The sequence below is a fragment of the Gammaproteobacteria bacterium genome, assembly GCA_017999615.1.
Taxonomy (GTDB): Bacteria; Pseudomonadota; Gammaproteobacteria; order JAABTG01; family JAABTG01; genus JAGNLM01.
The window spans coordinates 1-25914 of the sequence record JAGNLM010000013.1 but is presented as its reverse complement, the minus strand read 5'-3'; the positions used below and the strand labels follow the sequence as shown (position 1 = coordinate 25914).

Annotated in this window: 20 protein-coding genes, 5 pseudogenes and 1 CRISPR repeat array; of the genes and pseudogenes, 16 read left to right on the top strand and 9 right to left on the bottom strand. The window is 66.8% G+C overall.

Going from position 1 to position 25914, the window contains the following annotated elements; translation table 11 throughout:
• Positions 1–24 precede the first annotated feature (24 nt).
• From cas7e to KA217_10050, 7 genes are all read left to right on the top strand, one after another.
• On the top strand, positions 25–1077 hold the full coding sequence (gene cas7e / locus KA217_10080) for a type I-E CRISPR-associated protein Cas7/Cse4/CasC (GenBank protein ID MBP7712790.1): 1053 nt from the start codon (positions 25–27) through the stop codon (positions 1075–1077).
• Complete coding sequence (gene cas5e / locus KA217_10075) at positions 1077–1748, top strand: type I-E CRISPR-associated protein Cas5/CasD (GenBank protein MBP7712789.1); 672 nt, start codon at positions 1077–1079, stop codon at positions 1746–1748. Before cas7e ends, cas5e begins: the two co-directional genes overlap by 1 nt.
• Positions 1745–3139: a type I-E CRISPR-associated protein Cse1/CasA gene (gene casA, locus KA217_10070; protein ID MBP7712788.1), complete on the top strand. Its 1395-nt coding sequence runs from the start codon at positions 1745–1747 to the stop codon at positions 3137–3139. The genes cas5e and casA overlap by 4 nt, the downstream gene beginning before the upstream one ends.
• Before the next feature lie 35 nt (positions 3140–3174).
• Positions 3175–4110 (top strand): type I-E CRISPR-associated endonuclease Cas1, encoded by a 936-nt coding sequence (cas1e, locus tag KA217_10065; protein ID MBP7712787.1) that lies wholly within the window; start codon positions 3175–3177, stop codon positions 4108–4110.
• Positions 4091–4420, top strand: coding sequence for a type I-E CRISPR-associated endoribonuclease Cas2 (cas2e, locus tag KA217_10060; GenBank protein MBP7712786.1), 330 nt, complete (start codon positions 4091–4093; stop codon positions 4418–4420). Before cas1e ends, cas2e begins: the two co-directional genes overlap by 20 nt.
• A gap of 38 nt (positions 4421–4458) precedes the next feature.
• Positions 4459–7652: direct repeats of the CRISPR family, unit length 29 nt; unit sequence GTGTTCCCCGCGCACGCGGGGATGGACCG.
• Positions 7653–7693: 41 nt separating this feature from the next.
• On the top strand, positions 7694–10279 hold the full coding sequence (gene cas3, locus KA217_10055; GenBank protein ID MBP7712785.1) for a CRISPR-associated helicase Cas3': 2586 nt from the start codon (positions 7694–7696) through the stop codon (positions 10277–10279).
• Positions 10280–10735: 456 nt separating this feature from the next.
• Entirely contained in the window at positions 10736–11263 is a 528-nt protein-coding gene (locus KA217_10050) for a BRCT domain-containing protein (protein ID MBP7712784.1), read from the top strand.
• Here the strand turns inward: KA217_10050 and KA217_10045 are convergent.
• Together KA217_10045 and KA217_10040 are read right to left on the bottom strand one after the other, a co-directional pair.
• Positions 11240–11611, bottom strand: coding sequence for a transposase (locus tag KA217_10045; protein ID MBP7712783.1), 372 nt, complete (start codon positions 11609–11611; stop codon positions 11240–11242). The two genes, KA217_10050 and KA217_10045, sit on opposite strands and share 24 nt — an antisense overlap.
• An 84-nt stretch (positions 11612–11695) precedes the next feature.
• Positions 11696–11998, bottom strand: a complete 303-nt coding sequence (locus KA217_10040; GenBank protein MBP7712782.1) for a helix-turn-helix domain-containing protein — start codon at positions 11996–11998, stop codon at positions 11696–11698.
• Between the two features lie 306 nt (positions 11999–12304).
• Between KA217_10040 and KA217_10035 the strand changes: the two genes are divergently transcribed.
• From KA217_10035 to KA217_10005, 7 genes and pseudogenes are all read left to right on the top strand, one after another.
• Positions 12305–13111, top strand: a complete 807-nt coding sequence (locus KA217_10035; protein MBP7712781.1) for a fibro-slime domain-containing protein — start codon at positions 12305–12307, stop codon at positions 13109–13111.
• Positions 13112–13868: 757 nt separating this feature from the next.
• Positions 13869–14522 (top strand): PEP-CTERM sorting domain-containing protein, encoded by a 654-nt coding sequence (locus KA217_10030; protein MBP7712780.1) that lies wholly within the window; start codon positions 13869–13871, stop codon positions 14520–14522.
• Positions 14523–14707: 185 nt separating this feature from the next.
• Positions 14708–14890 (top strand): carbon storage regulator CsrA, encoded by a 183-nt coding sequence (gene csrA / locus KA217_10025; GenBank protein MBP7712779.1) that lies wholly within the window; start codon positions 14708–14710, stop codon positions 14888–14890.
• An 826-nt stretch (positions 14891–15716) separates the two neighbouring features.
• Positions 15717–15794 (top strand): annotated as a pseudogene (locus tag KA217_10020) (PEP-CTERM sorting domain-containing protein).
• Positions 15788–15961 (top strand): carbon storage regulator, encoded by a 174-nt coding sequence (locus KA217_10015; protein MBP7712778.1) that lies wholly within the window; start codon positions 15788–15790, stop codon positions 15959–15961. The pseudogene KA217_10020 and the gene KA217_10015 overlap by 7 nt, the downstream one beginning before the upstream one ends.
• Positions 15962–17071: 1110 nt before the next feature.
• On the top strand, positions 17072–19393 hold the full coding sequence (locus KA217_10010) for an RNA-binding transcriptional accessory protein (protein MBP7712777.1): 2322 nt from the start codon (positions 17072–17074) through the stop codon (positions 19391–19393).
• Positions 19394–19474: 81 nt separating this feature from the next.
• Positions 19475–19600, top strand: a pseudogene (locus tag KA217_10005) (helix-turn-helix domain-containing protein).
• 16 nt (positions 19601–19616) lie between these two features.
• Here KA217_10005 and KA217_10000 read toward each other — a convergent pair.
• The 7 genes and pseudogenes from KA217_10000 to KA217_09970 form a co-directional block, all read right to left on the bottom strand.
• Entirely contained in the window at positions 19617–20690 is a 1074-nt protein-coding gene (locus tag KA217_10000; protein MBP7712776.1) for a glycosyltransferase family 1 protein, read from the bottom strand.
• Positions 20687–21340: pseudogene (locus KA217_09995) on the bottom strand (UDP-2,3-diacylglucosamine diphosphatase). The gene KA217_10000 and the pseudogene KA217_09995 overlap by 4 nt, the downstream one beginning before the upstream one ends.
• A gap of 601 nt (positions 21341–21941) precedes the next feature.
• A pseudogene (locus KA217_09990) lies at positions 21942–22648 on the bottom strand (nucleotidyl transferase AbiEii/AbiGii toxin family protein).
• A gap of 38 nt (positions 22649–22686) precedes the next feature.
• Positions 22687–23112: pseudogene (locus KA217_09985) on the bottom strand (type IV toxin-antitoxin system AbiEi family antitoxin domain-containing protein).
• 198 nt (positions 23113–23310) lie between these two features.
• Positions 23311–23520, bottom strand: a complete 210-nt coding sequence (locus KA217_09980; protein ID MBP7712775.1) for a hypothetical protein — start codon at positions 23518–23520, stop codon at positions 23311–23313.
• Positions 23521–23558: 38 nt separating this feature from the next.
• Positions 23559–23720, bottom strand: coding sequence for a hypothetical protein (locus KA217_09975; protein MBP7712774.1), 162 nt, complete (start codon positions 23718–23720; stop codon positions 23559–23561).
• Complete coding sequence (locus tag KA217_09970) at positions 23721–24002, bottom strand: transposase (GenBank protein MBP7712773.1); 282 nt, start codon at positions 24000–24002, stop codon at positions 23721–23723.
• 218 nt (positions 24003–24220) lie between these two features.
• Here KA217_09970 and KA217_09965 point away from each other — a divergent pair, with 218 nt between their 5' ends.
• Both KA217_09965 and modA read left to right on the top strand, forming a co-directional pair.
• Positions 24221–25036, top strand: a complete 816-nt coding sequence (locus KA217_09965; protein MBP7712772.1) for a TOBE domain-containing protein — start codon at positions 24221–24223, stop codon at positions 25034–25036.
• Between the two features lie 86 nt (positions 25037–25122).
• Positions 25123–25872, top strand: a complete 750-nt coding sequence (gene modA, locus KA217_09960; protein ID MBP7712771.1) for a molybdate ABC transporter substrate-binding protein — start codon at positions 25123–25125, stop codon at positions 25870–25872.
• The last annotated feature ends 42 nt before the right edge of the window (positions 25873–25914 follow it).

The window sequence follows — 25914 nt, the reverse complement described above, 5'->3', positions numbered from 1 at the left end:
CACGGTCGCCCCAAGGAGGCGTCGATGCGCATCGAGATCTCTGGGTTGGTTTCCTATCCGCCGTCCTGTCCCAACCGCGACGAGACCAACCGCCCGAAGACCGCGGTATTCGGCGGCCACCAACGCCAGCGGATTTCCTCGCAGTCCTTGAAGCGGGCTTGGCGACTCTCGGCGCCAATGCAGGCCGTGGACGCTTCGTTCTCCACCCGTACGCGACGCCTGGGGTACATCGTCCAGGAGAGGCTCCTGGCGGCCGGCATGGCGGAGAAGCTCGCGGCCGAGACGAGCGCCAAAATCGTCGCCGGCTTCGGGTCCCCCGACAAGAAGGACAAGCTCCTCACCAGCGAGGTCGTGGTGCTCGGGCCGGAAGAGTTGGCCGCCGTGGAGGCACTGCTCGCGCAACTGGCAGCGAAGAACCGTGCTCCGACAGAGGGGGAGTTGGAGGCTCTCGAAAGGCCGACGCAGGCGCTGGACGTGGCGCTCTTCGGGCGGATGCGGGCCGACAACAAGGCGGTCGGCGTGGAGGCGACGGCCTCCGTTGCGCACGCGCTTACCACCAATGCGGTTCGCATCGAGGATGACTTCTGGACTGCGGTGGACGATCTGAACGTCGCCGACACCGGGGCCGCTGGCATGGGCGAGGTCGAGTTCGGGGCCGGTGTCTACTACGTATATGCGGTGGTCGATGTCGACGCCCTCGTTAAGAACCTGGGCGGCCATCGGGAGGCGGCTGCGCGCGGCGTCGAGGGGCTCGTCGAGGCCATCGCCACGGTCACTCCGGGCGGGCACCGGAGCACGTTTGCACATCACAGCCTGGCCCGGTATCTGCGCCTCGACGTGGGTGAGCAGGCCCCCTGTTCCTTGATGGCCGCCTTCGAGGTGCCCGTCAGTGGGCGCGAGATGGGACTGACGCAGGAATCCATCGAGCGGCTGGAAGCCTACGCCGAGGAAGTCCGCCTCGCTCGCCGGGTGCAGCCTCGCGAGACAGTCATTTTCAACGGGCCGGCCCACCAGGGTTCTTTGAATGCCGTCTGCGAGGCCGCGCGCGCCGCCGTGGTGGCGGGCCGGGGCGCCTGATGCCGCAGGTCCTGGTGTTTACCCTGGCTGCCCCACTCGCCTCCTGGGGAGTCGGGGGGGCGGCACGACGTCCGAGCGAGGACGTGCCGACCTGGTCGGCGGTGGTGGGTCTCCTCGGCGCTGCCCTCGGGTATGCGCGCACGGATGAGCGCCTCTCGCGGTTGGCGGCCACCTACACCCTGGCCGTGCGGGTCGAGCGCGAGGGCGAGCGCTTGTGGGATTACCACACGGTGCAAACACCGCATGAGCCGGCGTTAAAGGGCCGTGCCGCAGGCACCCGCGCCGAGGAACTGCAGGCCGTGAACCCCGATGGGGTCCCCTGGACCAACATCACCCGGCGCGAGTACATCGCCGATGGGTCGTGGTCGGTGGCCGTGTGGCCGCTGACGGACCATCCCGACCCCTCCCCGGAGGACCTCGCTCGGGCCCTGGAAGAGCCCGTGTACCCCCTCTACGCTGGACGCCGTGGCTGCCTGCTCGCCGCTCCCTTGCGTCCGCAGGTGAAGGACGCACAGCACCTGGCGGAGGTGCTCGAACCCACCGGCAGGCTCTGTTGGGACGTCCGTATCCCGGGGGGGCCGGTGGCCGCAGCCCAGGTGCGCGAGCGCCGGGACCTGCTCCTCAGCCCCTCCCGCCGCACGTTTGGCGTGCGCCAGGAAGCCTTCCTGTGAATCTCCTCTGCGAACCGTGGATCCCGACCGACCGGGGCCCCGCGACGCCCGCGCAGGCGTTGACGGCCCGGAGCCTGGCTTGGCCCCGGCCAGACTTCGACTCAGCCTGCTACCAGCTCCTCATCGGTCTCCTGCAGACGGCCATCGTGCGCGACCCTGCACGCTGCCCGGATGAATCCACCTGGGCTCGTCTGCGTGCCGGGCCGCCAGCCGACCTGTCCGACTGGTTCGCTCCCTTCAACCATGCGTTCGAGCTGTTCGGAAAGACGGCCTTCTTGCAGGAGTACGAGGGGCTCGCGGGGGACCCTGTCGCCCTCTCGCTGCTCCTGCCCGAGAACCCGGGTGAGAACGCCCAGAAGAAGTCCGCGGACCTGACCCGCTGGGTGCGTGCGGTGCCCCCCAGCGTCTCCCTTCCGGTGGCTGCCATGGCGCTCTACGCGGATGCCATTTTCGGCGTGCGGTGGGGGCGCGGGCACCGCCAGGGAGCGCGGGGAGAGAACCGTTGGACGACGCTCGTGATGCCCGACCGTGAGGCCGCGGTTTGGGAACGGGTCTGGCTGAACGTGCTCTCCCACCGACGCTGGGAGGCGCTGAGGGGCGAGGAGCCGTGGCTGGATGCTCGCGTATTCCCCTGGCTCGCACCGACGATGACGAGTGAGAACGGTCAGGGTGTCACACCGAAGGACGCCCATCCCTGCCAGATCTACTGGACGATGCCGAGGCGTATTCGGCTCGGGGAGCCCGAGATGGGGTTGTGCGGGGTCACCGGTGTGCGGGGGCCGGTCGTGCGGTCGTTCACCCGCGCACCGAACGGTGCCAACTACGAGGCCTGGGTGCACCCGCTGTCGCCCTATGTTCAGAAGAACGATGGAACCCGTGTGCCTCTTTCCATTGGCCGGCCCCATGTGGGCTATGACGCATGGGTAGGGCTGGCCCTGATGGAGCACCGGAACCTGACGCCCGCGCTGGTCGTGCAGGAGTACCGCGAGAGCCGCTGGTCTGTGGGAGACGCGATGCTGCGGGTGCACTGCTCGGGCTGGATGTGCGGCGGCGAGGGTACCCAGGCCTGGGTCGAGCAGGCGGTGCCGTTCGTGGTGAGCGGCGACCGCCAAGCCCTGGCGGACTTGGTCGTGGATCTCCTGGAGGCCGCGGACAAGGCCAGCAAGCGTCTGCACAAGGCCTTCAAGACGGCGCGCCTCAGCGCGGAAGCCAATGGGCTGTATGCGGAGACCGAGGGGGAGTTCTACCGAAGGCTCCGGGAACGTGAGGCGGAGGGCTGGGAGGGCCAACTGTGGGGTGCCGCCCGGCGCGTGTACGACCGGGCCGTCGAACGGGCCCGTGTCGATCCCCTCCGCGCGGCGCAGGGTAGGGCGGTCCTCCTCTCCCCCTGATTCAAGCCATCCGCTCTCTGGCCGCCCCACGGGGTATGGCTACCATCGACCTGCATGCCTTACCCCGCTTTCGGGACGGGCTGAGCTACCTCTACGTTGAGCACGCCGTGATCGAGCGCGAGGCGAATGCCATCGCGCTCTATCGCGAGGATGGCGCGGTCAGTGTGCCTGCAGCGGGGCTGGCCGTTCTCGTCCTCGGCCCCGGGACCCGCATCACTCATGCCGCGATGGTCGCGCTCGCCCAGTGCGGTACGAGCGTCGTTTGGGCTGGCGAAGAGCATCAAAGGTTCTATGCCTGGGGAACCGGCAAGACCCGATCAAGCGCAAACGTCCTGCGGCAGGCGGCGGCCTGGGCCGACCCCCGACGCCGCTTGGAAGTCGTCCAGCGGCTGTATCGATTTCGCTTTGTCGAGGAGCTCCCCGCCGGACTCACCTTGCAGCAGATCCGCGGGCGCGAGGGGGCGCGAGTGCGGGACGCCTACGCGGCTGCGAGTCGAACCTATGGGGTCCCCTGGTCCGGGCGAAGCTACCAGCGTGGCCAATGGCACGCTGCCGACCCCGTCAACCGCGCCATCAGTGCCGGGGCTGCCTGTCTGTACGGGGTGTGCCACAGCGCCATTGTGGCGGCGGGATACAGCCCGGCCATCGGCTTCATCCACGAGGGCAAGCAACTTTCCTTCGTCTACGACCTTGCCGATGTCTACAAGGTGGAGGTCCTGGTCCCGGCAGCGTTCCAGACTGCCGCGGAGCGCCCGGCAAAGGTGGAATCCGCCGTTCGGGCGCGCCTGCGGGAGCGACTTCGTGAGGTGAAGTTGTTGCCCCGGGCGGTTGAAGACTTGGCGCGTCTGTTCGACGGCTTGGGGCTGGGCCCCCAGGTCGATGCCGACGAGTTGCCGGAGGAATTCCTGCGGCTCTGGGACCCGGCTGGCAGCGTGGAGGCCGGCAAAAACTATGCTTGTGATGACGCTTGAGCGGGTATCGCCCGGCCTGCGGGGAGAACTGACCCGTTGGCTGGTGGAGGTTCAGGTGGGCGTGTTCGTGGGGCGGGTGAGCGCCATGGTGCGCGACCAGCTCTGGGAGCGGACCCTGGGGCGGGGCGAAGGCGGCCGTGTTGCTCAGGTCTGGCCGGCGGCGAACGAGCAGGGGTTCACCCTGAGGATCCACGGTGATGAGCGCCGGCAGGTCATCGATATGGATGGGCTGGCACTGGTAGCGGTCCGGACGGCGGAGTGGACCCGCCATGCGAGCCAGTTCGCGGGGGAGCCTCCAGCCGATACCTGACACCCCTGAAGCAGCGTAACCTATTGTGTGCACGAAGTGTGTTCCCCGCGCACGCGGGGATGGACCGGACGCCGGCTCGACCGCCTTCGCCCGGTCGGCGTGTTCCCCGCGCACGCGGGGATGGACCGGTTACCAGCTTGCCGAGGAGGTCCAGATAGCCGTGTTCCCCGCGCACGCGGGGATGGACCGTCGCGGGCGTCCTTCCTGCCGCCCTTCCGCGCGTGTTCCCCGCGCACGCGGGGATGGACCGCAGCGACCGCGCAACGAGGCGCTCGATTGCGTGTGTTCCCCGCGCACGCGGGGATGGACCGCTGTGCGTGAGCCCTCCCGCCCCACAGAACAAAGTGTTCCCCGCGCACGCGGGGATGGACCTTCGACAGCGACGGGCGGACCTACAAGGTGCGCGTGTTCCCCGCGCACGCGGGGATGGACCGTGAAATCCTGCTGTGCCTCGGAAGGGCGCGCTGTGTTCCCCGCGCACGCGGGGATGGACCGCGACTGCTTTGCCATCGCACTAGCCCTCAGTTAGTGTTCCCCGCGCACGCGGGGATGGACCGGCTATACCGGACGGAAAGACGGTTAGTGGGTCAGTGTTCCCCGCGCACGCGGGGATGGACCGTCCGGCGCCAACGCGACCGGCAACAGCGGCGCGTGTTCCCCGCGCACGCGGGGATGGACCGAACAACTTCGCGTACCTATCGCAGATGTCGGGGTGTTCCCCGCGCACGCGGGGATGGACCGCTCACCGTGCCGGTCAGCGTGGCGCGGCGGATGCGTGTTCCCCGCGCACGCGGGGATGGACCGCTCTCGGCCGCAGACCTGGACTATCTGGACACGTGTTCCCCGCGCACGCGGGGATGGACCGCCATCAGACGTACCTCTGCGCGTACCAGTCTTGTGTTCCCCGCGCACGCGGGGATGGACCGGCCGAGGTCAGCCGCGCTTGCAGGTCCGGCATGGTGTTCCCCGCGCACGCGGGGATGGACCGTGCTGCCGGCCGGATACTCCTTCCAGTCCTACGTGTTCCCCGCGCACGCGGGGATGGACCGCCCTTTTCGGTCGCCTGCGCCGCCCGCAGCAACGTGTTCCCCGCGCACGCGGGGATGGACCGAACATGCTCAGCATCTCAGTGCGCGACATGACGTGTTCCCCGCGCACGCGGGGATGGACCGAACTCCGGCATCCGCCTCGCGACATGGACGCGCGTGTTCCCCGCGCACGCGGGGATGGACCTTCCGCATGGCCAAGGTGGGGATGGTCCGCAACGTGTTCCCCGCGCACGCGGGGATGGACCGTCCTCCCAGCTGATGTCGGAAGGCACGTTGCAGTGTTCCCCGCGCACGCGGGGATGGACCGATCGGGTGCGCCATGAGGAAGGCGAGTTGCGACGTGTTCCCCGCGCACGCGGGGATGGACCGGTCGGATCCAGCGTGAGGTACTTACCCTTGCTGGTGTTCCCCGCGCACGCGGGGATGGACCGCCTTCCTGGATGTCGCCAAGCGCATCGGCTCGGGTGTTCCCCGCGCACGCGGGGATGGACCGGTCGCGGAGGGCAACTATGGCTAGGTGGCAGCGTGTTCCCCGCGCACGCGGGGATGGACCGGCAGCCGAGGAGTCGGTGCCCAAGCAAGTGCAGTGTTCCCCGCGCACGCGGGGATGGACCGGACGGCGCCGCCGGCGTCGAGAAGCTCGCCCAGGTGTTCCCCGCGCACGCGGGGATGGACCATAACTCCGCCAGTCCTCGAGGCTCGGCAGCTCGTGTTCCCCGCGCACGCGGGGATGGACCGCGTCCATTCCGGCGTCCTTGGTGGTCTTCAGGGTGTTCCCCGCGCACGCGGGGATGGACCGCCCACTAAAGACGGTTTACAGGGGGGCGTTCGGTGTTCCCCGCGCACGCGGGGATGGACCCAGCTCAGCCGGATAGCGCCAAACCGTCGAATCGTGTTCCCCGCGCACGCGGGGATGGACCGCAGTCCGACTCCAACCAGACTCCGCCGCAGAAGTGTTCCCCGCGCACGCGGGGATGGACCGGTCGAGGCTAACGAAGGAGGCAAAGGCGCAAAAGTGTTCCCCGCGCACGCGGGGATGGACCGAGACAAGCCCAGTCAAGACGCTTCCAGGGGGGGTGTTCCCCGCGCACGCGGGGATGGACCGTCGCGGGTTTGAACCGAGGTGAGGTTGCCGAGGTGTTCCCCGCGCACGCGGGGATGGACCATGGGGGCCTTTTTCTATGGGCTGTTGACGTGGGGTGTTCCCCGCGCACGCGGGGATGGACCGGGCTCCGTCGGAGAGCGAGAGGCGCGGCGGATACGTGTTCCCCGCGCACGCGGGGATGGACCGCTCGCACCCCTCTTGGCGAGGTACTGCCTCACGTGTTCCCCGCGCACGCGGGGATGGACCGGCCTGCCGGACACGATCAAGGCGCTCGACGTCGTGTTCCCCGCGCACGCGGGGATGGACCGTCCGGAGGCACGGCGAACCCGCCGTCGGGGCCGTGTTCCCCGCGCACGCGGGGATGGACCGAAGGCGCTCTCGTCCGGCGTCAGGCTGAGGTCGTGTTCCCCGCGCACGCGGGGATGGACCGTGTAGTTCCGCCCCGTGTTGCAAAGTAAGACAAGTGTTCCCCGCGCACGCGGGGATGGACCGAAAATTTTTGCATAGCGCTCGCAGATGTTAGGGTGTTCCCCGCGCACGCGGGGATGGACCGGGCGGCGCGTCTGCTGTTGAAGCGCTCGCCAGGGTGTTCCCCGCGCACGCGGGGATGGACCGCGGTTGCGTTGTCTGTCGATCCATACCAATTCGTGTTCCCCGCGCACGCGGGGATGGACCGCTGGCGGACGAGCTGCGCGACCGCTACGGCATCGTGTTCCCCGCGCACGCGGGGATGGACCGTAGAACGAAACCGAGCCCTCGGGGGCGCAGCCGGTGTTCCCCGCGCACGCGGGGATGGACCGGCAGCGCCGCGATTGCGCGGGCCCGGCCCTCGAGTGTTCCCCGCGCACGCGGGGATGGACCGTAACGCCCGCCGCGGGTGCGGCGCCTTGCATTGCGTGTTCCCCGCGCACGCGGGGATGGACCGAGGGCCGCGAGGGGCACTATCAAATCCGCCCGGGTGTTCCCCGCGCACGCGGGGATGGACCGGAGGATGAACCAGCACGCAGGGATCGACCGGGACTCTGTGCTTCCGCACCAGAATCGTTGTAGTGTTCCCCGCGCAGGCGGGGATAGAAGTCATTCCCTGATAGACAGCAGTCACCGCAACCGAAGGCCAAGATGTTCCGCTACTGGGGGAAAGCTCGAGGGGGTGAGGCGGGTTCGCCCGCGCACCTCCTCGTTTACCATGCCCTCGACGTCGCCGCGTGTGGGCAGGAACTGTTGCGGCGCCACCAGCCCCTGGGCCAAACGCTAGCCACACTTCTTGGCCTGTCCGGGGAGAGCCTTCAGTCATGGGCACGGTGGTTTCTCGCGCTTCATGACATCGGAAAGTTCAGTGCCGCTTTTCAGAATCAACTTCCGGCACTCTCCCGGCACCTAGGACGCGAGCGCACGCCTCACGCTTACAGTGTTCGCCACGACAGCCTCGGCTGGGTCCTCTGGCAGAATGAGCTTCGTGCCCGGATAACGGCCAAACCGGAAAGGGCCGAGTGGCTCGACGTATGGGCCCGTTGCGTCACGGGGCATCACGGCCAGCCCCCCAGCCAGGGACAGGGCATGCGCCGGGTGAGGGTGGACCAGCACTACACCGCTGAGGACCTGCAGGCCAGCCAGGCATTCATCCGGGCCATAGACGGCCTCTTCGTGTCCCCCCGCGCGTTTCCGTCGGGGGACCCATTGGAGGCTATCACGGCCGCGGAGCGGGCCTCGTGGTGGCTCGCGGGCCTCGCCGTCCTGGCCGACTGGCTGGGTTCCAACAGTGAGTGGTTCCCGTACTGCACGGAGTCGATGCCCTTGCATGCTTACTGGGCACGGGCGCAGGCGGCAGCCGAGACCGCGGTTGCACGATTCGGAGGCTTGCCGGTACCCCCCGCCCAGGAAACCCCGTTCAGCGGATTGTTTCCGGGCTGGGCCCCGACGCCCCTGCAGGCCTATGTCGAGCGGACTCGGGTTGCGCTGGAGCCTCAACTGCTCGTCATCGAGGACTTGACGGGCGCTGGCAAGACCGAGGCGGCGCTCCTCGCAGCACACCGCTGGATGGCCGCTGGCATTGCCCACGGGCTCTTTTGGGCACTCCCGACCATGGCAACCGCCAACGCCCTCTACGGTCGCATCCGGCATTGCTACACGCAACTCTTCGCGGAGACCCCCTCGCTGATCCTGACCCACGGCAACCGGGCGCTGGTGGAGTTGCAGGATGCCAGCGGGGAGCCCGAATCAGCGACGGCGCGGGCGAGCGCCTGGCTGGCTGACTCCAACCGTCGAGCCCTGCTTTCGCCGGTTGGGGTGGGAACCGTGGACCAGGCGCTGCTTGCGGCCCTGCATGCTCGACACGGGGCGCTGCGGCTGCTGGGGTTGCTGGGCAAGGTGCTGGTGGTGGACGAAGTCCACGCCTACGACGCCTACATGACCCGAGTGCTCGCGACCCTCCTGGAACTGCATGCCCGCGCCGGTGGCTCCGTCGTGTTGATGTCCGCCACGATGCCGACCGCGCAGCGGAAGGAGCTTGTCGGTGCCTGGCGGCGGGGTCGTGGGGCCGCCCCTCTATCGCTCACCGCCAACAGCTACCCCTTGGCCACCCGGGTGGGCACCTCGGGTGTCGAGGAGATGCCACTGGCGACCCGCCCGGAGTTGGTTCGCACGGTAAAGGTGGTCTGCGAGCCGGAGCGGGACGCGGTCATGGGCCACCTCCTGGCGACCGCACGGGAAGGTGGATGCGCCTGCTGGGTCCGAAACACCGTCCGGGATGCTCTCGAAGCCTATGACGCGCTGAAACCCGTCCTCGGTGCGCGGGTTCAGTTGTTCCATGCGCGCTTCACCCTCGGCGACCGCCTCGCCGTGGAGCAGGATGTGCTCTTGCGCTTCGGCAAGGAGAGCACCCAGGGGTTGCGCCGGGGACAGGTCCTCGTCGCGACCCAGGTGGTCGAGCAGAGCCTTGATCTCGACTTTGACCTGATGGCCACCGACCTCGCGCCCATCGACTTGGTGGTCCAGCGCGCGGGCCGTCTCCATCGCCACCGCCGCGGGGACCGCGGGGTCCCCACCCTCGTTCTCCACGGTCCATTGCCTCGCAGCGACGCGGACACGCATTGGCTCGATGGGAACAGCGGCACCTCTCGGGTCTACCCCGACTGGGGCCGACTCTGGCTCACGTCGAGCCTGCTGTCCTCAGGTGAGCTCCGCATGCCGGCCGATGCGCGCCGACTCATGGAGTCCGTCTATGGGGCTCAGGTGCTCGAGGCAGTGCCTCCGGCCCTCGCTGCGGTCTCCCGGCGAGTCGAGGGCGAGGCGAAGACTTCTGCGGCTCTCGGTGCATTGAACGCACTCCCGCTTTCCGGAAGTTACCGAGTCGGCGAGACAGACTACTGGCGGGACGAAATGACGCCCACGCGCCTCGGCGAACCGACGCGAGTGCTGGTTCTCGCAAGGTGGGATGGCACGACACTCGCCCCCATGACCGATCATCCGCGACACCCATGGGCGAACTCCGCGGTCTCGGTGCGCGCGCATGTGGTGGCCGAAGTGCCACTGGCGGATCTGCTCCTCCGCGCGGCGGCCGCGCGGGTTCCGGTGCCAGCTTGGCAGACCCTGCTGCCGCTCCAGCGCCAAGCGGACCAGTGGCAGGGCACCGTCCTGACGGGAGGAGGAAAACGCCAAAGACCACTGGTCATCTCCTACGATTCAGAGCGCGGACTTCACTGGTGAAGGGACGACCTTCTTCCACGCACTCTGCCCTGGACCGGCCTCGCCAGCATCAACACTGTTTGCCGCCGCACGGTGACTCCGCACGAACTCGGTGGGCACACGCCGGCAGCAGCCGTCCGAGCACGCCCGGAGCGGCGAGGGTCAAAAGCGATACAGTGACGCGGAACTCGAAGAGCAAGCGGGGGCACAGCGGCGGTGCGGGACTCGGCGCGGCTTCCGCGGTAGGCGTTAAGGCGGCGTCCGAGGTGGACCCTTGGCCGTTCAAGCTGAGTCTGGCCGTCTGGAGCGCGAGGGCGCGATACTGTATCGCCCCGCCAGTCGACAAGCTTGTAAGGAGGAAGGGACATGATCTCGAAGACTTTGGACGAGGATGGCCAGCCTCGGGCGATTGGTCTGCATTGGCATCAGAACCTCCGGAAAGCGCTGTCCATGCTCTAGGGGATCCGCAGCGGCCTCATGGCTGACTCCCATCTGAGCGATCAGGAGATCCTGTTTCTCCATACCTGGCTTCGCCAGAACGAAGAGCTGACCAAGGACTGGCCCGCCAACATTCTTGCCCAACGGGTTGAATCCGTGCTCGCTGACGGACTCGTGACTGAGGAGGAACGCCAGGACCTTCAGGAGACCCTCAAGCAGATGCTGGGGGGAACCTTGGAGGAAACGGGGTCGCCAGAAGGTCTCGCGACCCGCCTCCCGGTCGACCCGCTTGAGACGGTCAACTTCGAGGGCCGCACTTTCTGTCTTACCGGAAAATTCATCTATGGCCCACGGTCTCGGTGCCAGAGCGCGATTGAGCAACTCGGCGGTATCCCGGTCGAGCGTGTGAGCGTCGACCTGAGCTATCTCATCATTGGCACGTTGGCAAGCCGCGACTGGGTCCATACCAGCCACGGCAGGAAGATCGAGACCGCCCTCGGCTACAAGGCCAAGGGGCATGACATCCAGATCGCTGCGGAGGAGTTATGGGTTCGATTCATACCGTGAGCGATTATTAGACCAGCACCACGGGGGCTCGGTTGCCGGATGATGGGACCGTGCCGTCGTGTAGCTTGACCGTAACCGGTTCGTAGCCGGCGTCCTTCCGCCGACGCCGGCTACGAACCGGTTACTGCCAAGCGACCCCAACTCGATGAAACCCGCGCGCTCCGCGAGCCCCGCCGGCGCGGCATCGGTACCCGCCAACTCCCGCCGCCAGCGGTAGAAGCTCTCGCTACTCAGCGACCGCTCGCGGCAGAACGCCGCCACGCTCAACCCGCTCTGGCGCTGACGCGCGAGCAACTCACGGCGCTGCACGATGCTGCGATGCTTGCCTTTCCCCTCGACCGCCGCCATCTCGACCTCCCCAAGAGTGACCCACCTCGGGAGGCCATTCTCCGGGCCGGCGCCGTCGGCGGAAGGACGCCGGCTACGAACCGGTTACAGATGCGCCACGGCGCGCTCGATGGTGCGCAGGCTGACGACGACACCCTGCTCGCGCTGCAACTCCTGGCGCACGACGTCGCAGCTGCCACGATGCTGGCGGAAGGTAGCCGCCAGCCAGTCGGTGAGGGCCGCCAGCGGCCCAGGACGCTGCGGCGAAGGGTACGGCCGCCAGCCACCCTGGCGCAGATAGCGCCTGACGGTGTTGCGGCTGCACCCCATCTCCCGGGCGATGCGCTTGGCACCCCAACCCAGCGACGCCAGCTTGAGCATCGCCCGGACCTCCTCAGGCGTCTGCATCGCCTGCCTCCCCTCGTTCCACTCGGACCGGGGAGCTTGCCCGACCTCTTCGTTCACTTGGACCTCCTTCCGCGAAGGGGGTCCATTCCTCGTGTCGTCAGGGCGTCAGTGTGTCGTGTCGCCTGACAGCGCCATTCCGTGGCGCTGTGTGACGCTCGTCACAAGGATATCTGAGGCCTCTTACAGACGCCTGTTAGGCGCCAGATGGAAAGCTCTTTGCATCATCAGGTTGCGTCACGTGGCATGAACTCTGCTACGCATCTCGCGAAAGCTGCCGCTCGGGTGGCATCGGGAAGGGTTACGACGATGAACGCAAAGAAGCTTGGTGTGGCGACGGCCCTGCTGCTGGGGCTGGGTATGAGCGCGGCGGCAAACGCTGTCTTGCTGACAGGGACGATTCGGGACTTCTGCGCCCCGGACATCACGGGAAGCTGCACGCGGCTGAGCGACTTTGAGGGGACGATCTCTGGCCTGACGCCCGGAATGGTCAGTACAACGCTCAACGCCAGCGGCCTTCCGACCTATGTCGCGGCTGACGGTTACGGTGCTACGACAGCCGCAAACTTCCCGAAGTGGTACACCGACAGTGCTGGCGTCAATGGCAGCCAGGCGTTCTCCTTGGATGTACCAGAGACTGCGCCCGGCAGTGAGGTGTTCCAGTACAGCAGTGCCTCGTTCTTCCCGATTGACGGGCAGTTTTTCGGCAACCAGGGCCGGGTCCACAACTATCATTTTACGCTGCATCTCGAGGGAACCATCTCCTTCGACAATCCAAAGGTCGATGCCGACGACTACTCCTTTGCCTTCACCGGTGATGACGACCTGTGGGTCTTCGTTGACGGAAAACTCGTTATGGACCTCGGCGGGGTGCACAGCGCCGCATCGAGTTCCTTTTCGGAGGAGTTGCTGTTGGCAAAGGGCCTCGCAGTGAACACGGAGTATTCGCTTGACATCTTTTTCGCAGAGCGGCACACGTCGGAGTCCAATTTCAATATCACCTCGACGTTGAAGTTGGCGCCGGTCCCCCCTGCTTCGGTGCCGGAGCCCGCTACGCTCGCCCTCCTGGGGCTCGGCCTTGCTGGTCTCGGCTTCAGCCGGCGTCGGACTCGCTGACACCTGACGCGCCGCCGGTCCGACCCCGGCCAGCGCCTCGGAGACCCCGCCCGAGTGGCGGGGTTCTCACGTCCGGGCTCTATGCGTGAAGGGCAGCTTTGGAGAATCAGGAAGGGCCGGTTATGGCCGACAGATTCCGGTAGCAGCCGGCGCCCCTCACCTCCGGGTCCTGACTGCGCTCTGTCGGGAACCCTGACTGACACCTGCCTGGTGGCGCCGGGTCCGGGTCGGCGCCCGGCCGCTGGCTCTGATCGGCAGCCGCCCGCCTGACTCCCGACCTTCAATGCCCGGCGGCTGCCGGGTGGTTCCGTCCCGAAGCGGACCTCAGTGCTGATGACGAGCGAACCATCACGACGGTCACCGCGCCGCAGCGCGGAGGTACCTCTCATGCTCCGGGGAGCGTGGTGCGCACTCATGGCCGGTCGGGAGACCGACCAGCAGCGCAACGAGCCTGCCTCGTCTACTCCCTCTCCGAGTTGAGCGGCGCCGCAAAAGTGATGAAGGCCGATACGCCTGCCTCCGGTCTGTCGGATCCTTTTACGAAAGCCAAGGGAGACAACGACGTGCGAATCGTGATGCATGCCGCACTCACCGTCCACAAGGCAATGAAAAGTCTTTCCGCGGACCTGCGTCCTCTCACTACTGGCATAGCCGATGCTTAACGGGACTCAGAGACAAAGAGGTTGCGCTGCGGGCCCTACCACCGTGAGCGCTTCGTGGTAACAGATGTTTTCCTTGGTCCATGAGGATTCAGAGCATGAAAAACCTGGCTGTCGTGGTAATGCTTAGCGCTGCCTTCAGCGCTCCCGCATCCGCCGTGCCGGTATCCTGGACGGATTGGACGAGCGTCACGGCTGCAGCACCCGGTGTCCTGGGTACCCTTGCCTTCGGGGCAGAAACTGTAAACGTCGCCTATGCCGGAGCATACTCGTTTGCACAAACAAGTGGTGGCATCAACTACTGGAACCCATCCGGCCCCTATGTCGGCGCTGCTGTCGATAATGCGCCCCCCACATCCGATATCATTGCGCTGAATGCAGGCGGCCAGAAGACCATCACATTCTCCCAGGCCGTGGTCGATCCGCTGATCGCGCTCGTCAGTTGGAACGGGAATACCGTTGATTTCGGAGTTCCGATTGAGTTCCTGAGTTACGGCGGCGGGTATTGGGGGAGCGGTACGCCCGTCCTCAATTCGGGGGGTACCGGCTTCTCCGGTAGTGGCGAGGTGCATGGCATCATCAAGTTGCCGGGTACCTACACGTCCATTACCTTCACTGATCTCAACGAGAATTGGCACGGCATCACCGTCGGCGCGTTCGACGTTGCCAGCGTACCTGAACCGGCCTCTCTCGCGCTTTTAGGGGTCGGCATTGCCAGCTTGGGTGCCATGCGCCGTCGGCGTCACGCTTGAGTCCACTCTTCCTGCAGAGATAGAACGGCGGCCTCGTGCCGCCGTTTGTTATTGCGCGAATGGCGAGATTTACGCCCCCCGCGGGCTCTGGCGCCGCGTCGGGGCAGGGCTTCCCCGCGGTGACTGTCCACCCCCCCCTTCCATCCCCCCCTCCATCCCCCATCCCAGCACGGAGGCTGCAACCCATGCTCGTCCTCACCCGGCGGATCGGCGAGACCCTGATCATCCGCGACAACATCCGCGTGACCATCCTGGACGTCAGCGGCAACCAGATCCGGCTCGGCGTGACGGCGCCGCGGGAGGTGCCCGTTCACCGGGAGGAGGTGGCCCGGAGAATAGGGGCGGAGCGGGCCGGTGCCCTACGGTAAAGACCCAGCTCCTGAACTGTGCGCTGTGTCGCGCTCCCCGTCGCTGCGGTTAACACTTGCAGCAGAGAGATTCAGCACCTCATTGATCTGTCGTCGGTGGTACGGCCTTTGCGGAGCAGAGTTCGTACGTGCGGTGACGCCGTGACCGCGTTGGGCCGAAAACAGACTTGCAGGGAGAACACCCGTGAAGGCAACGAAGCTGACGCTACACCTGGTGGTCGGACTGTTGTGCGCAGGACTCAGCGGGGGCGCTATCGCCGGCGTGATTTTCTCTGAAGACTTCAGTGGGGACCCGTCGAAATGGAACAACGAGCGCGGCAGCTGGCGGATCCTCGACGGCACGTATGACGCGGTATCGCCGAGCAATAACCCTACTACGTACACTCAGGCCAACACTGCGCTGCTGACGGACTTCACGGTCGAAGTCAATGTCCTCGTTTGGCATGACGGTGGCGTGTGCCTGCGCAGCTCCTACGCCGGTGGCCAGGCGAGCGGCGTGATGCTCATCACGGGAGGGGGCGTCGGAAGTGGCGATGGCCTGTACTGGCATGTCGTCCAGAATGACGTCGGGCTCAATGGCTGGCAGGTGTATGAGAACACCCCTGACCTCGGGTTACGCGGCGGCAACCACCGGCTCAAGGTGGAGGTGCAGGGCAACACGTACCAGGCCTTCGTGGATGGCGTGCTCAAATCCACCCTCGTCGACAGCACCTTCAGCTCTGGCTACTTCGGCCTCTACGACTTCTCGAGTAGCTTCGGTACCGACGCTCGCGGTCAGCGTTTCGACAACGTCGCTATATCGACGGCCGGTAACGGTACCCCCACCGTCCCGGAACCTGCCACGCTGGCGCTCCTCGGCCTCGGCCTCGCCGGAATCGGCTTCAGCCGCCGTCGGCAATCCTGACACCTGGCGCGTACCGGGTCCGACCCCCGCCGCGCCACTCCCCAGGCCCCGGTCGGAACCTGTCCGCCTCGGGCCTTGTCCCGCTGCTCCTCCAGGCGCGCCTCGGCGTCACGGCCCCGCGGGACGTGCCGGTGCACCGGGAGGAGGTGGCGTGTCGCCATGCGTGATCAGTTAGCTTATGAGTCAATGGGTTATGAAGCATCTTGGGTGGCTTGCAGCCGAACCAACGAAGCGGTTCGGGCTGTGCGCGGTCGTCCCGGCGTGATCCGCCAGCCGCGCAGCTGATCGAGAATCGATGGACGGTTGTGCCAGTTGGGGTCCTTGCCCAAGTGCGTGAGCAGCCCGGCCAGCTCGCGCCAGCGCCGCTCGGCTTCTGCGCCTTTGAGGTCGAGGGCAGCGGCAAGACTTTGCGCCGCGCTGCCCATAGCACGGGCCAGCGACTGGGGATGGATCGGCGCCGGCGTGCGCTCGGTATCGGCGCGCGGAGGCGGGGCCTCGCGTCGGCGATGATGATGCGCGAGCAGACCGATCAGGATCGAGCTTACCCGGGAGGCGTGTACCAGCGCACGCGGTAGAGATCGGCGGTCTGTCGGGGTCCCACCGCCCCGGGCAGATTCCTCAGATAGAAGCCGTACTCGCCCCCCGGTCTCGGCACCCCGACCAGGCGGCATGCGACCCGCTGTGCACCCTATCACGTCGGCCTGCCGTCCCCCGTAGCCGGTCGCCGCGGCGATGACCATCGCCCGCAGCAGGCGCTGGACAGATATGGGGTCGGTACGATTTCGCCGGGTGAAAGCTCCCACGCGTGGTTTCATGGCGTATTCGCCCCCAACAGCGGCTACCGGGCGCGGGTTACCCCGGCCAGGCGGGGTAAGGGCGGCAAGCAGGCATCAACAGAGGGGTCGGACCCCCAAACGCCTGCCGAGCGCCGCGCTGCGATGAGCTGGGCGCAGCGTCAAGAAGGTCCTCGCCCACCTCGCCCAGCAGCAGGCTGCAACTCCGGTCGCTGTACAGCAGATTGACGATGGCCCGGCGGGCTGGGGATACTCGGCGGGCCTGTGAAAAAGGGCGTTTGTTCGGACTATACGCCCGCCCGCCCGCCCGCCCGCCCCGGCTCCGGCATTGCGCATGAGGTCAGGATCCCGCTGCCGCCCGCAGTCAACCCGACCCCTAAAAGCCCGTTTTTGCCCTGACGGCTGCGATCGAGCGGTCGGCCTTCAGTTCACTCGACACAGAACCATCCTGTTAATCCTGTCCATTTGGAAGAACCATCCCGTATGACCAGCATCACCGAAACCCTGAGCAACGAACTCGCCGCGCGTCCGGCGCAGGTGGAGGCGGCCATCCGGCTGCTCGACGAGGGCGCGACCGTGCCCTTCATCGCCCGTTATCGCAAGGAAGTCACCGGCGGTCTCGACGACATTCAATTACGTCTGCTGGAAGAGCGGCTCGGCTATCTGCGCGAGCTGGCCGAGCGGCGGGCAGCCGTGCTCAAGAGCATCGATGAACAGGGCAAACTGACGCCCGAACTCCAGACCGAGATCAATGGGGCCGTGACCAAGCAGCGGCTGGAAGACCTTTATCTGCCCTACAAGCCCAAACGGCGCACCAAGGCCCAGATTGCGCGCGAGGCCGGACTGGAGCCGCTGGCCGATGCGATTCTGGCCGATCCCGGCCAGGTCCCGCATGAACTGGCCGGCGCCCATGTCGCGGCGGCGAAAGGCGTCGCGGATGCGGCGGAGGCGCTGGAAGGCGCGCGCCAGATCCTGATGGAGCGCTTCGCCGAGGACCCCGAACTGACCGGGCGGCTGCGCGACCATCTCTGGGAGCACGGCATCCTGATCTCCAGGGTCATCGACGGCAAGGAGCAGGAAGGTGCCAAGTTCGCGGATTATTTCGATTATCGCGAGGCCGTCGCCAGGGTGCCCTCGCACCGTGCGCTGGCGCTCCTTCGTGGACGCAATCAGGGCGTGCTCTCGCTCGACCTGTTGGCGGGGGAGGGCGAGGATCCCGACGCCACCTGTCGCGGGCTGATCGCCAGCCGTTTCGGTATCCGTCATCAGGGCCGCGCCGCCGACGACTGGCTGGGCGAGACGGTGCGCAAGACCTGGCGCATCAAGCTCCAGACCCGGCTCGATCTGGAACTCAAGGGTCGTCTGCTGGAAGCCGCCGAAGAAGAGGCGATCCGCGTCTTCGGGCTGAATCTCAAGGCGCTGCTGCTGGCGGCGCCGGCGGGTCGGCTGCCGGCCCTGGGGCTGGATCCGGGTCTGCGCACCGGGGTCAAGGTCGCGGTGGTGGATGCGACCGGCAAGGTGGCGGCGACGGACACCATTTATCCGCATGTCCCGAAAAACCGGTGGGATGCGTCCATTGCCCGGCTGGCGACGCTGGCGAAGACCCACGCCGTCAAGCTCATCAGCATCGGCAATGGCACCGCCTCGCGCGAGACCGACCGGCTCGCGCGCGACCTGATCGCCCGTCATCCCGAACTGGGTCTGCGCTCGATGGTGGTGAGCGAGGCCGGCGCCTCGGTCTACTCAGCCTCTGAATTCGCGTCGAAGGAACTGCCGGAGCTGGATGTCTCGCTGCGCGGGGCGGTTTCGATTGCGCGCCGTCTACAGGATCCGCTGGCCGAGCTGGTAAAGATCGAGCCCAAGGCCATCGGCGTCGGTCAGTATCAGCACGATGTCAACCAGAACCGGCTGGCGCGGACCCTGGATGCCGTGGTTGAGGACTGCGTGAACGCGGTCGGGGTGGATCTCAATACGGCGTCAGTGCCGCTGCTGACCCAGGTGTCGGGGCTGAATCGCACCCTGGCCGAGAATATCATCCAGTTCCGCGAGACACGTGGTGCCTTCGCCAATCGCAAAAAGCTGATGTCCGTGCCGCGCTTTGGCGAGAAGACGTTCCAGTTGAGCGCCGGCTTTCTGCGGGTGCCGGACGGCGACGAACCACTGGACGCCTCGGCGGTCCATCCCGAAGCCTATCCATTGGTGCGGCGCATCGCCGAGTTCACTGGAAAGGACATACGCAGCCTGATCGGCGATGCCGCCACCCCGCGCCGGCTCGACCCGCAGCGATTCACCGACGAACGCTTCGGTCTGCCGACCGTGAAAGACATTCTGGCGGAACTGGAGAAGCCTGGACGCGATCCGAGACCCGAGTTCAAGACCGCGCAGTTCAAGGATGGAGTGGAAACACTCAACGACCTCAAGCCGGACATGATCCTCGAAGGCACCGTGACCAATGTCACGAACTTCGGTGCCTTCGTCGATATCGGCGTCCATCAGGACGGACTGGTGCACATCTCAGTGCTGGCGGACCGGTTCGTGAAAGATCCGCACGAGGTCGTCAAATCCGGTGATCTGGTCAAGGTCAAGGTGATGGAGGTCAATCTGCCGCGCCAGCGGATCGCGCTCTCCATGCGTCTGAGCGACAGCGCCGCAGAGCATCCGGGCGTGGGCGGACGCGCCGAGCGCCAGCGGACGGTAAAAGCAAACGCGAAGGATCGGGATCGAGCGGTGACGAAACCTGTGAATCAGCCCCCGGCGACAGGCGGGACTATGGCCGATGCCTTCGCCAAGGCGCGGAAGTCTTGAGTCCTGACTTTCAACGCCCCCTGCCTCAGGATAGGGGTCGCCTCTCTAGCTCTGTAACCTCGGGGGCAGAGAGGTGAGCACATGGCCCGATACGGACAAGGATTCAAAGACCGGGCAGTAGCCCGGCTGTTGCCTCCGGAGAGCTCTTCGGTGACGACGGTCTCTCGGGAGACCGGCGTTGCCGTGGCGACGTTGGAGAGCTGGCGCCGGAGACCGGGAGCGGTCAGACGGGTTGCGTCGCCCGGCTCCGTGTCCGGGAACCGGCCGCGGTGTGGATCGCATCGAGGAACTGGTCGGTGGCGCGCTCCCAGGAGTGGAGCGCACCGAAGGCAGCGGCGGCCTTGCGATCGAGCCGCAGGGCGCCGGTGATGGCGCACGACAGATCTTCGTCCACAACGCCCACACGCTCGGGAAAATCGCCGCGCGGCCCGCGTCCCTGCAATCCCAGGATGTCGCGCGGGCCAGCCACCGGCAGCGCCGCCACGGGCACGCCGGAGGCCAGCGCCTCGATGACCACCAGCCCGAAGGTATCGGTCCGGCTCGGGAAAACGAAGCAGTCGGCGGCGCGATAGGCTGAGGCGAGGTATTCGCCCAACAGCGCACCCAGGAACACTGCATCGGGATAGCGGCGGCGCAGGTCTTGCAGCGACGGCCCCTCACCGACCACGACCTTGGTGCCGGGAACCTGTGCGTCCAGGAACTGCTCAAGGTTCTTTTCCGGCGCGACCCGGCCCACGTTGAGGAGAATCGGGCGCTGCAGGTCCTTCAGCGCCGGGTAAAGCTCTCCCTCCGGACGGAACATCCCGTGGTCGATCCCCCGGCTCCACGGGCGCGTGGGCCCGATGCCACGGCCTTCCAGCTCATCCTCAAGGCTGCGCGTCGCCACCAGCACGGCGCGGCTGGGGGCGTGGAAGCGCTGAATGATCGGCCACAGGCGCTCGGCGCTGATCCCGGTGCGGACAGAGGCGTAGTCGGGGAAGCGCGTGTGGAACGCCGTGGTGAAGGGCACCTCGCGGGAAAGGCTCCAGCTGCGCGCGCTCCAGCCGATGGGCCCTTCGGTGGAGATATGGACGATATCCGGCGCGAAGGCATCCAGCGTGCGGCGCACGGTGAAGCGCGGCGCCATGGCCAGCCGGATCGAGGAATAGCCCGGCAGCGGCACGGTCAGGAAGCGGTCGGGCGTGATCAGCTCCACCTCATGGCCCCGGCGGCCCAGCTCCGCGACGGTCGCGGCCAGGGTGCGGACGACCCCGTTGACCTGCGGGTACCAGGCGTCCGTAGCAATGGCGATCCTCACGGGGCCAGCTCCATTTGCATGGCTTGCGACGCCTCGATGGCGCATTCTCGTGCCCAGTCGACAATGCTGATCGTGCCGTCGGCCGCCTCGGTCAGCGCCGTGCAGCTTTCGACCCAGTCGCCGTCGTTATAATAGACGACCTCTCCGATATTCCTGATCTCGGCGCAGTGGATGTGGCCGCAGACGATGCCGTCAAAGCCGCGCTCGGTCGCTTCGCGGGCCACTGCCTCTTCAAAGCTGCAGACGTACTGGACGGCGTTCTTCACCTTGCGCTTCAGGTGCGCGGAGAGCGACCAGTAGGGCAGCTTCAAGCGCCGCCGCACCGCGTTCACCGCGATGTTGGAGCGTAGCAGCAGCGAATAGGCCTTGTCGCCCAGGAAGGCGAGCCACTGGGCGTAGAGCACTACGCCGTCGAAGCTGTCGCCATGCGTCACCAACAGGCGGCGGCCATCGGCGGTGGTGTGCACCGCCTCCAGCGCCAGCTCGACGCCGCCGAAGGTCAGCCCGGCATAGTCGCGCAGCATTTCATCGTGGTTGCCCGCGACAAGCACCACCCGCATGCCGCGATGCGCCATCTTGAGGATGAGGCGGACGACCTCGTTGTGCGCATCGGGCCAGTACCAGCCCTTGCGCAGCCGCCACCCGTCGACCTGGGCACCCTGCCCGAACGGTCACGCTGCAGCAGGTCGCTTTCGTCGAGAAGCATCGGCAATTCCTCGCCTGTGTTGCTCCCATGCAATACAGATGTTGCGCTTCGCCTGCGTGACGTCTTGGAGTCAGGTCGGTTACAGCGCGCGAAGTCCTCCACGTGTCACTGTCCCTCGACACCCATCAACTCGAATGAGGGGACCCCTGAGGTGCCCTCCTGCTTGAACGAATCCTGGGGCATGCCGGAGCGGCTGAGCGAGAGGTTGCTCGTCGCAGGCGTCGCGGCGCCGGCAGTACGCCCGGATCGTGAAGCGCTGGGTGGCACTGGTTGGGCTCGACCCGCGGGACTATGGCGCGCACTCGCTGCACCGGACCAAGGCCCGGTCGGATTGGAGTTTCACCCTCTGCCATTCGCGCTTGCGAGCCCGCTGACATTCAGGGGCGGAGCAGAAGGCTTGGTCGGGAACCTGTGGGCGGGGTTTGAAGGGTTGGCCGCAGTGCGCGCAGAGTCGAGTAGTCAGCGTGGTCTCCATGCAAAGTCGGTATGGAGACCGCCACTGACCGTGGCGAAGGGCGCGAAGCGGCTGCCCTATGAAGGGATATTCAACGAGCGACGACGTTCAGCGCGGGTGCCAATGCCACGCGCAAGCGGCCAACGATGGCGGGCAAGGGCTCTGGCGGAAGTTCGTTCTTCTTGAGAAATTCCAGCCACAGCGCCTGGCGCGAAGCGTCGTGCGCAAACTCGTCCGTCAGGCCGACTGGCAGCGCGCCAGGAACCGCCATGCCCCGTCTTTCGAACGTGGCCTTGATCGCTTGGGCCAGCAGATCAGTGTCCAGAGTTTCCCGTTCCAACAGCACCGACAGATCGAAGTAGTCCTTCAGGCGGCTGTTGGTCATACCCAGCAATGCGATGGCGTGGAGCTTTTCCGCGATGACGGTGTACGTTGGGTAGGCCCGCAGCCGTGGCGCGGGCATTTCCTCCAGCAGTACTGGGTAGACCGAATCAACAGGCGCAGGGGTGACGGCGTCGCTGAAGCCGACATCGATTTGGGTCTTGCAGCGTGCTCTGGCCAGATCGCCTGCAATCATCACGCGAACGCCGCCGTAGCCAGCTTCCTTGCGGATCTCCTCGACCGTAACGGAGGCTGGGTCGAACACGATGCCGTCTTCGACCGGTACAGCTGCGATGTCCCGGAATACTTGGGCCACTGACTCCAGATCACTGGCACCGAAACCCAACAGAGCGCCCGGGCGGCATTGAGCAGACGCGCACGGACGGATGCCGCGACATTTGGGGTGGCCGCACTCATCCGACACTCTCCAGATAGGGGCGCATCACATTGGCCACGCCGTACACCAGGAGCCTGACACCGTCGCGTTCGACTTCCTCAATCCCTGCCGAGTAGGCATCACCCGTGAACTGCACCATCTTGACGGGCGGGTAGTCGACACGGGGCGGGTGGCTGCCTCGAGGCATGGCGATCCAGATCTGACGCGGCAGCTGCGTGGTCAGCTCATGAAACTGCAGCGCCGTAAGCAGGCAGAACACCGCTTGGGGCACCTTGGTGGCGATGGTGGCAAGGCTCTCGAATTCCGAAACCTGTGCATCCGGCAGACGGTACAGGCCACGCCCCACCTTCTCTAGTAGACCCGCAGCGGCCAGGCGCGTCAGAACGACCCGAGGCGCACTGATGGCGTCCAGATCGCTGGCGCGCAGTAGCCCCTTCTGGCTGGCCAGATGGAGGACGCGTTGATTGTGGGTACTGGAGAGCATGGGTGGAGCATGTTCCGTTTCTTCGTCTAATGTGGGAATTCGCCGATCAAACGCAACGGGGCGACCCACTGCGCGGCGGCGGCCTGAGCCATTCCCCCGCCCATTTACACCCATTTCTCGGTGCCGGACGGCACGGTTATGGTGCGTCTGCGACCAGGCATCCGGCCCGGACTGGATGCGCCGGCGCGGACGCTACGGTCAGGCGGGCAGCGATGCCAAGGCGTGCAGCAACGATCGGCTCTGGCTTGAAGGATCGGCCTTGACATCAATGCCCTGGTCTTGGGCATCCTGGACCCAGCGTTTGGCCCATGCCATGACCTCGTCGCGGTCGAATCGCATGAGCTTATGGACCCGACGATGCGGGATGCCCAATGCCTCTCGCATCTGCTTTTGCGTGAAGAGGTACAAGGGGAGTCCGGTCACATGCGAAATTTCGCGCGGGTCCATCAACGTAGAGCCGCTCGGAAGAACGACGTCGGATGCTCGCTCTCAAGCGGGTCCTGCTGCAGCCCGTGCCGGGTCAAGGCGTAGAGACCGGTGAAGCCGAGCCGCATGTCCACCGGGCGTCCGTACACGAACACCCGCACCCGTCCCTCGGGGAAGAACATTCACGCGCGTCTCAGGCGCAGAACGACCCCGCCCCCGAGCTCGAGCTCCAGGTCCCACTCGGCCTCCCGGCCGAGCGCCCCCCACTCGATGAACCCTGCGCGCTCCGCCGGCGCGGGACCGCTCCCCTCGGCCTCGCGCCGCCAGCGGTAGAAGCTCTCGCTGCTCAGCGACCGCTCGCGGCAGAACGCCGCCACGCTCAACCCGCTCTGGCGCTGAGGCGCGAGCAACTCACGGCGCTGCCCGACACTGCGACGCTTGCCCTTCCCCGCGACCGCTTCCATCTCGACCTCCCGAAGAGTGACCCACCTCGGGAGACCATTCTCCGGGCCACTCGTTGGACGGGTGATGGCCGATCCCTGGAAGACAAGACAGTCCTCCGTTTTCCCCCCGGGCCGAGAGGCCACCAGGGTCCAGGACGCGCAGCTCCCCCGAGCAACCGGGGTGACACGGGAGGTTTTTTTGGTTATATACATCTCTATATAACGAAGGCGGCACCGGGATGGGGCAGGCGGAGCGCGACGAGCTACGGGTGGCTGGTCGGGTCTGGCTCGAGGTCGGGGAGCAGCCGTTCCTCGGCCGGGGCCGGATCGAGCTTCTGGAGCGCATCGCCGAGAGCGGCTCGATCTCGGCCGCCGCCCGGGCCATGGGCATGAGCTACAAGGCCGCCTGGGACGCGGTGGACGCGGTCAACAACCTGAGCGCAACCCCGCTGGTGGTGCGGACCACGGGGGGGCGTCACGGCGGCGGGACCCGGCTGACCGACGAGGGCCGGCGGGTCGTCGCCGCATTCCGCGCCATGGAGGCCGAGTACAGGCGGTTCCTGGAGCAGCTCGGCTCAGGCATCGAGGACTTCGAGCACTACTGGGCACTGACGAGGCGGCTGGCGATGAAAACGAGCGTGCGCAACGTATTCCGCGGACGGGTGAAGGCGGTCCGAGAGGGGGCGGTCAACGACGAGGTGGTCCTGGATCTCGGCGGCGGTGACGCCCTGACTGCGGTGATCACCCGGGAGAGCACCCGCAACCTGGGTCTGGCGCCGGGCAAGGAGGCGCTGGCCCTGGTCAAGGCCCCCTGGATCATCCTGACGAGCGCCGACGGCGGCCTGCGCACCAGCGCCCGCAATCGGCTCTGCGGGAAGGTCAGCCGCTGCGTGGAGGGAGCGGTGAACGCCGAGGTGGTGCTGGAGCTCCCCGGCGGCAAGACCGTCACCGCCATCATCACCAACGAGAGCGTGCACAGCCTCGGGCTCGCCGTCGGGGTGAAGGCCTGCGCGCTGATCAAGGCCTCGCACGTCATCCTGGCCGTCGAAGACTGATCGCAACGGTGTTTTACCTGCGAGCGGGTGACGCTGGGCAAGGCCGCCCGTCCACCCGCTCCGGTCGTCCCACTGGAGGGCACCCGATGAAGACGGTTCGCAAGTGGCTCTTGCTGGTCCTCGGCACCGCGGCGCTGGCTGCGCAGGCCGAGGAGGTCCAGGTCGCGGTGGCGGCCAACTTCGCCTCGCCGATGCAGCAGATCGCCGCCGGCTTCGAGAAGGACACCGGCCACAAGGCGCTGATCTCGACCGGCGCCACGGGCAAGTTCTACGCCCAGATCAAGAACGGGGCCCCGTTCCAGGTGCTGCTCGCGGCCGATGACGAGACCCCGGCAAAACTCGAGGCCGAGGGGCTGGCGGTCAAGGGTAGCCACTTCACCTACGCCGTCGGCCGGCTGGTGCTCTGGTCGACGAAGGAAGGTCTGGTCGAGGAGGGCGGCAAGGTGCTCGCGACCGACCGCTTCAACAAGCTCGCCCTCGCCAACCCGAAGCTTGCCCCGTACGGCGCCGCGGCGGTCGAGACGCTCACGCGGCTGGGCCTCTTCTCCGCCGTCGAGCCGAAGTTCGTGCAGGGCGAGAACATCGCCCAGACCTACCAGTTCGCCGCGAGCGGCAACGCCGACCTCGGCTTCGTCGCGCTCTCCCAGGTCTCGAAGAACGGCAAGCTGACCGGTGGGTCCGCGTGGGTGGTTCCCGCCGACCTGCACGCGCCGATCCGCCAGGACGCCGTCCTGCTGACGCCGGGGGCTGACAGTGCCGCTGCCCGGGCGCTGCTGAAGTATCTGCAGGGCGACGCGGCGCGGACCGTGATCCGGTCCTTCGGCTACGACCTGTAGCCGGGGCAGGGTCGGGGCCGGGGCCGGGTCGGGGTCGGGGCC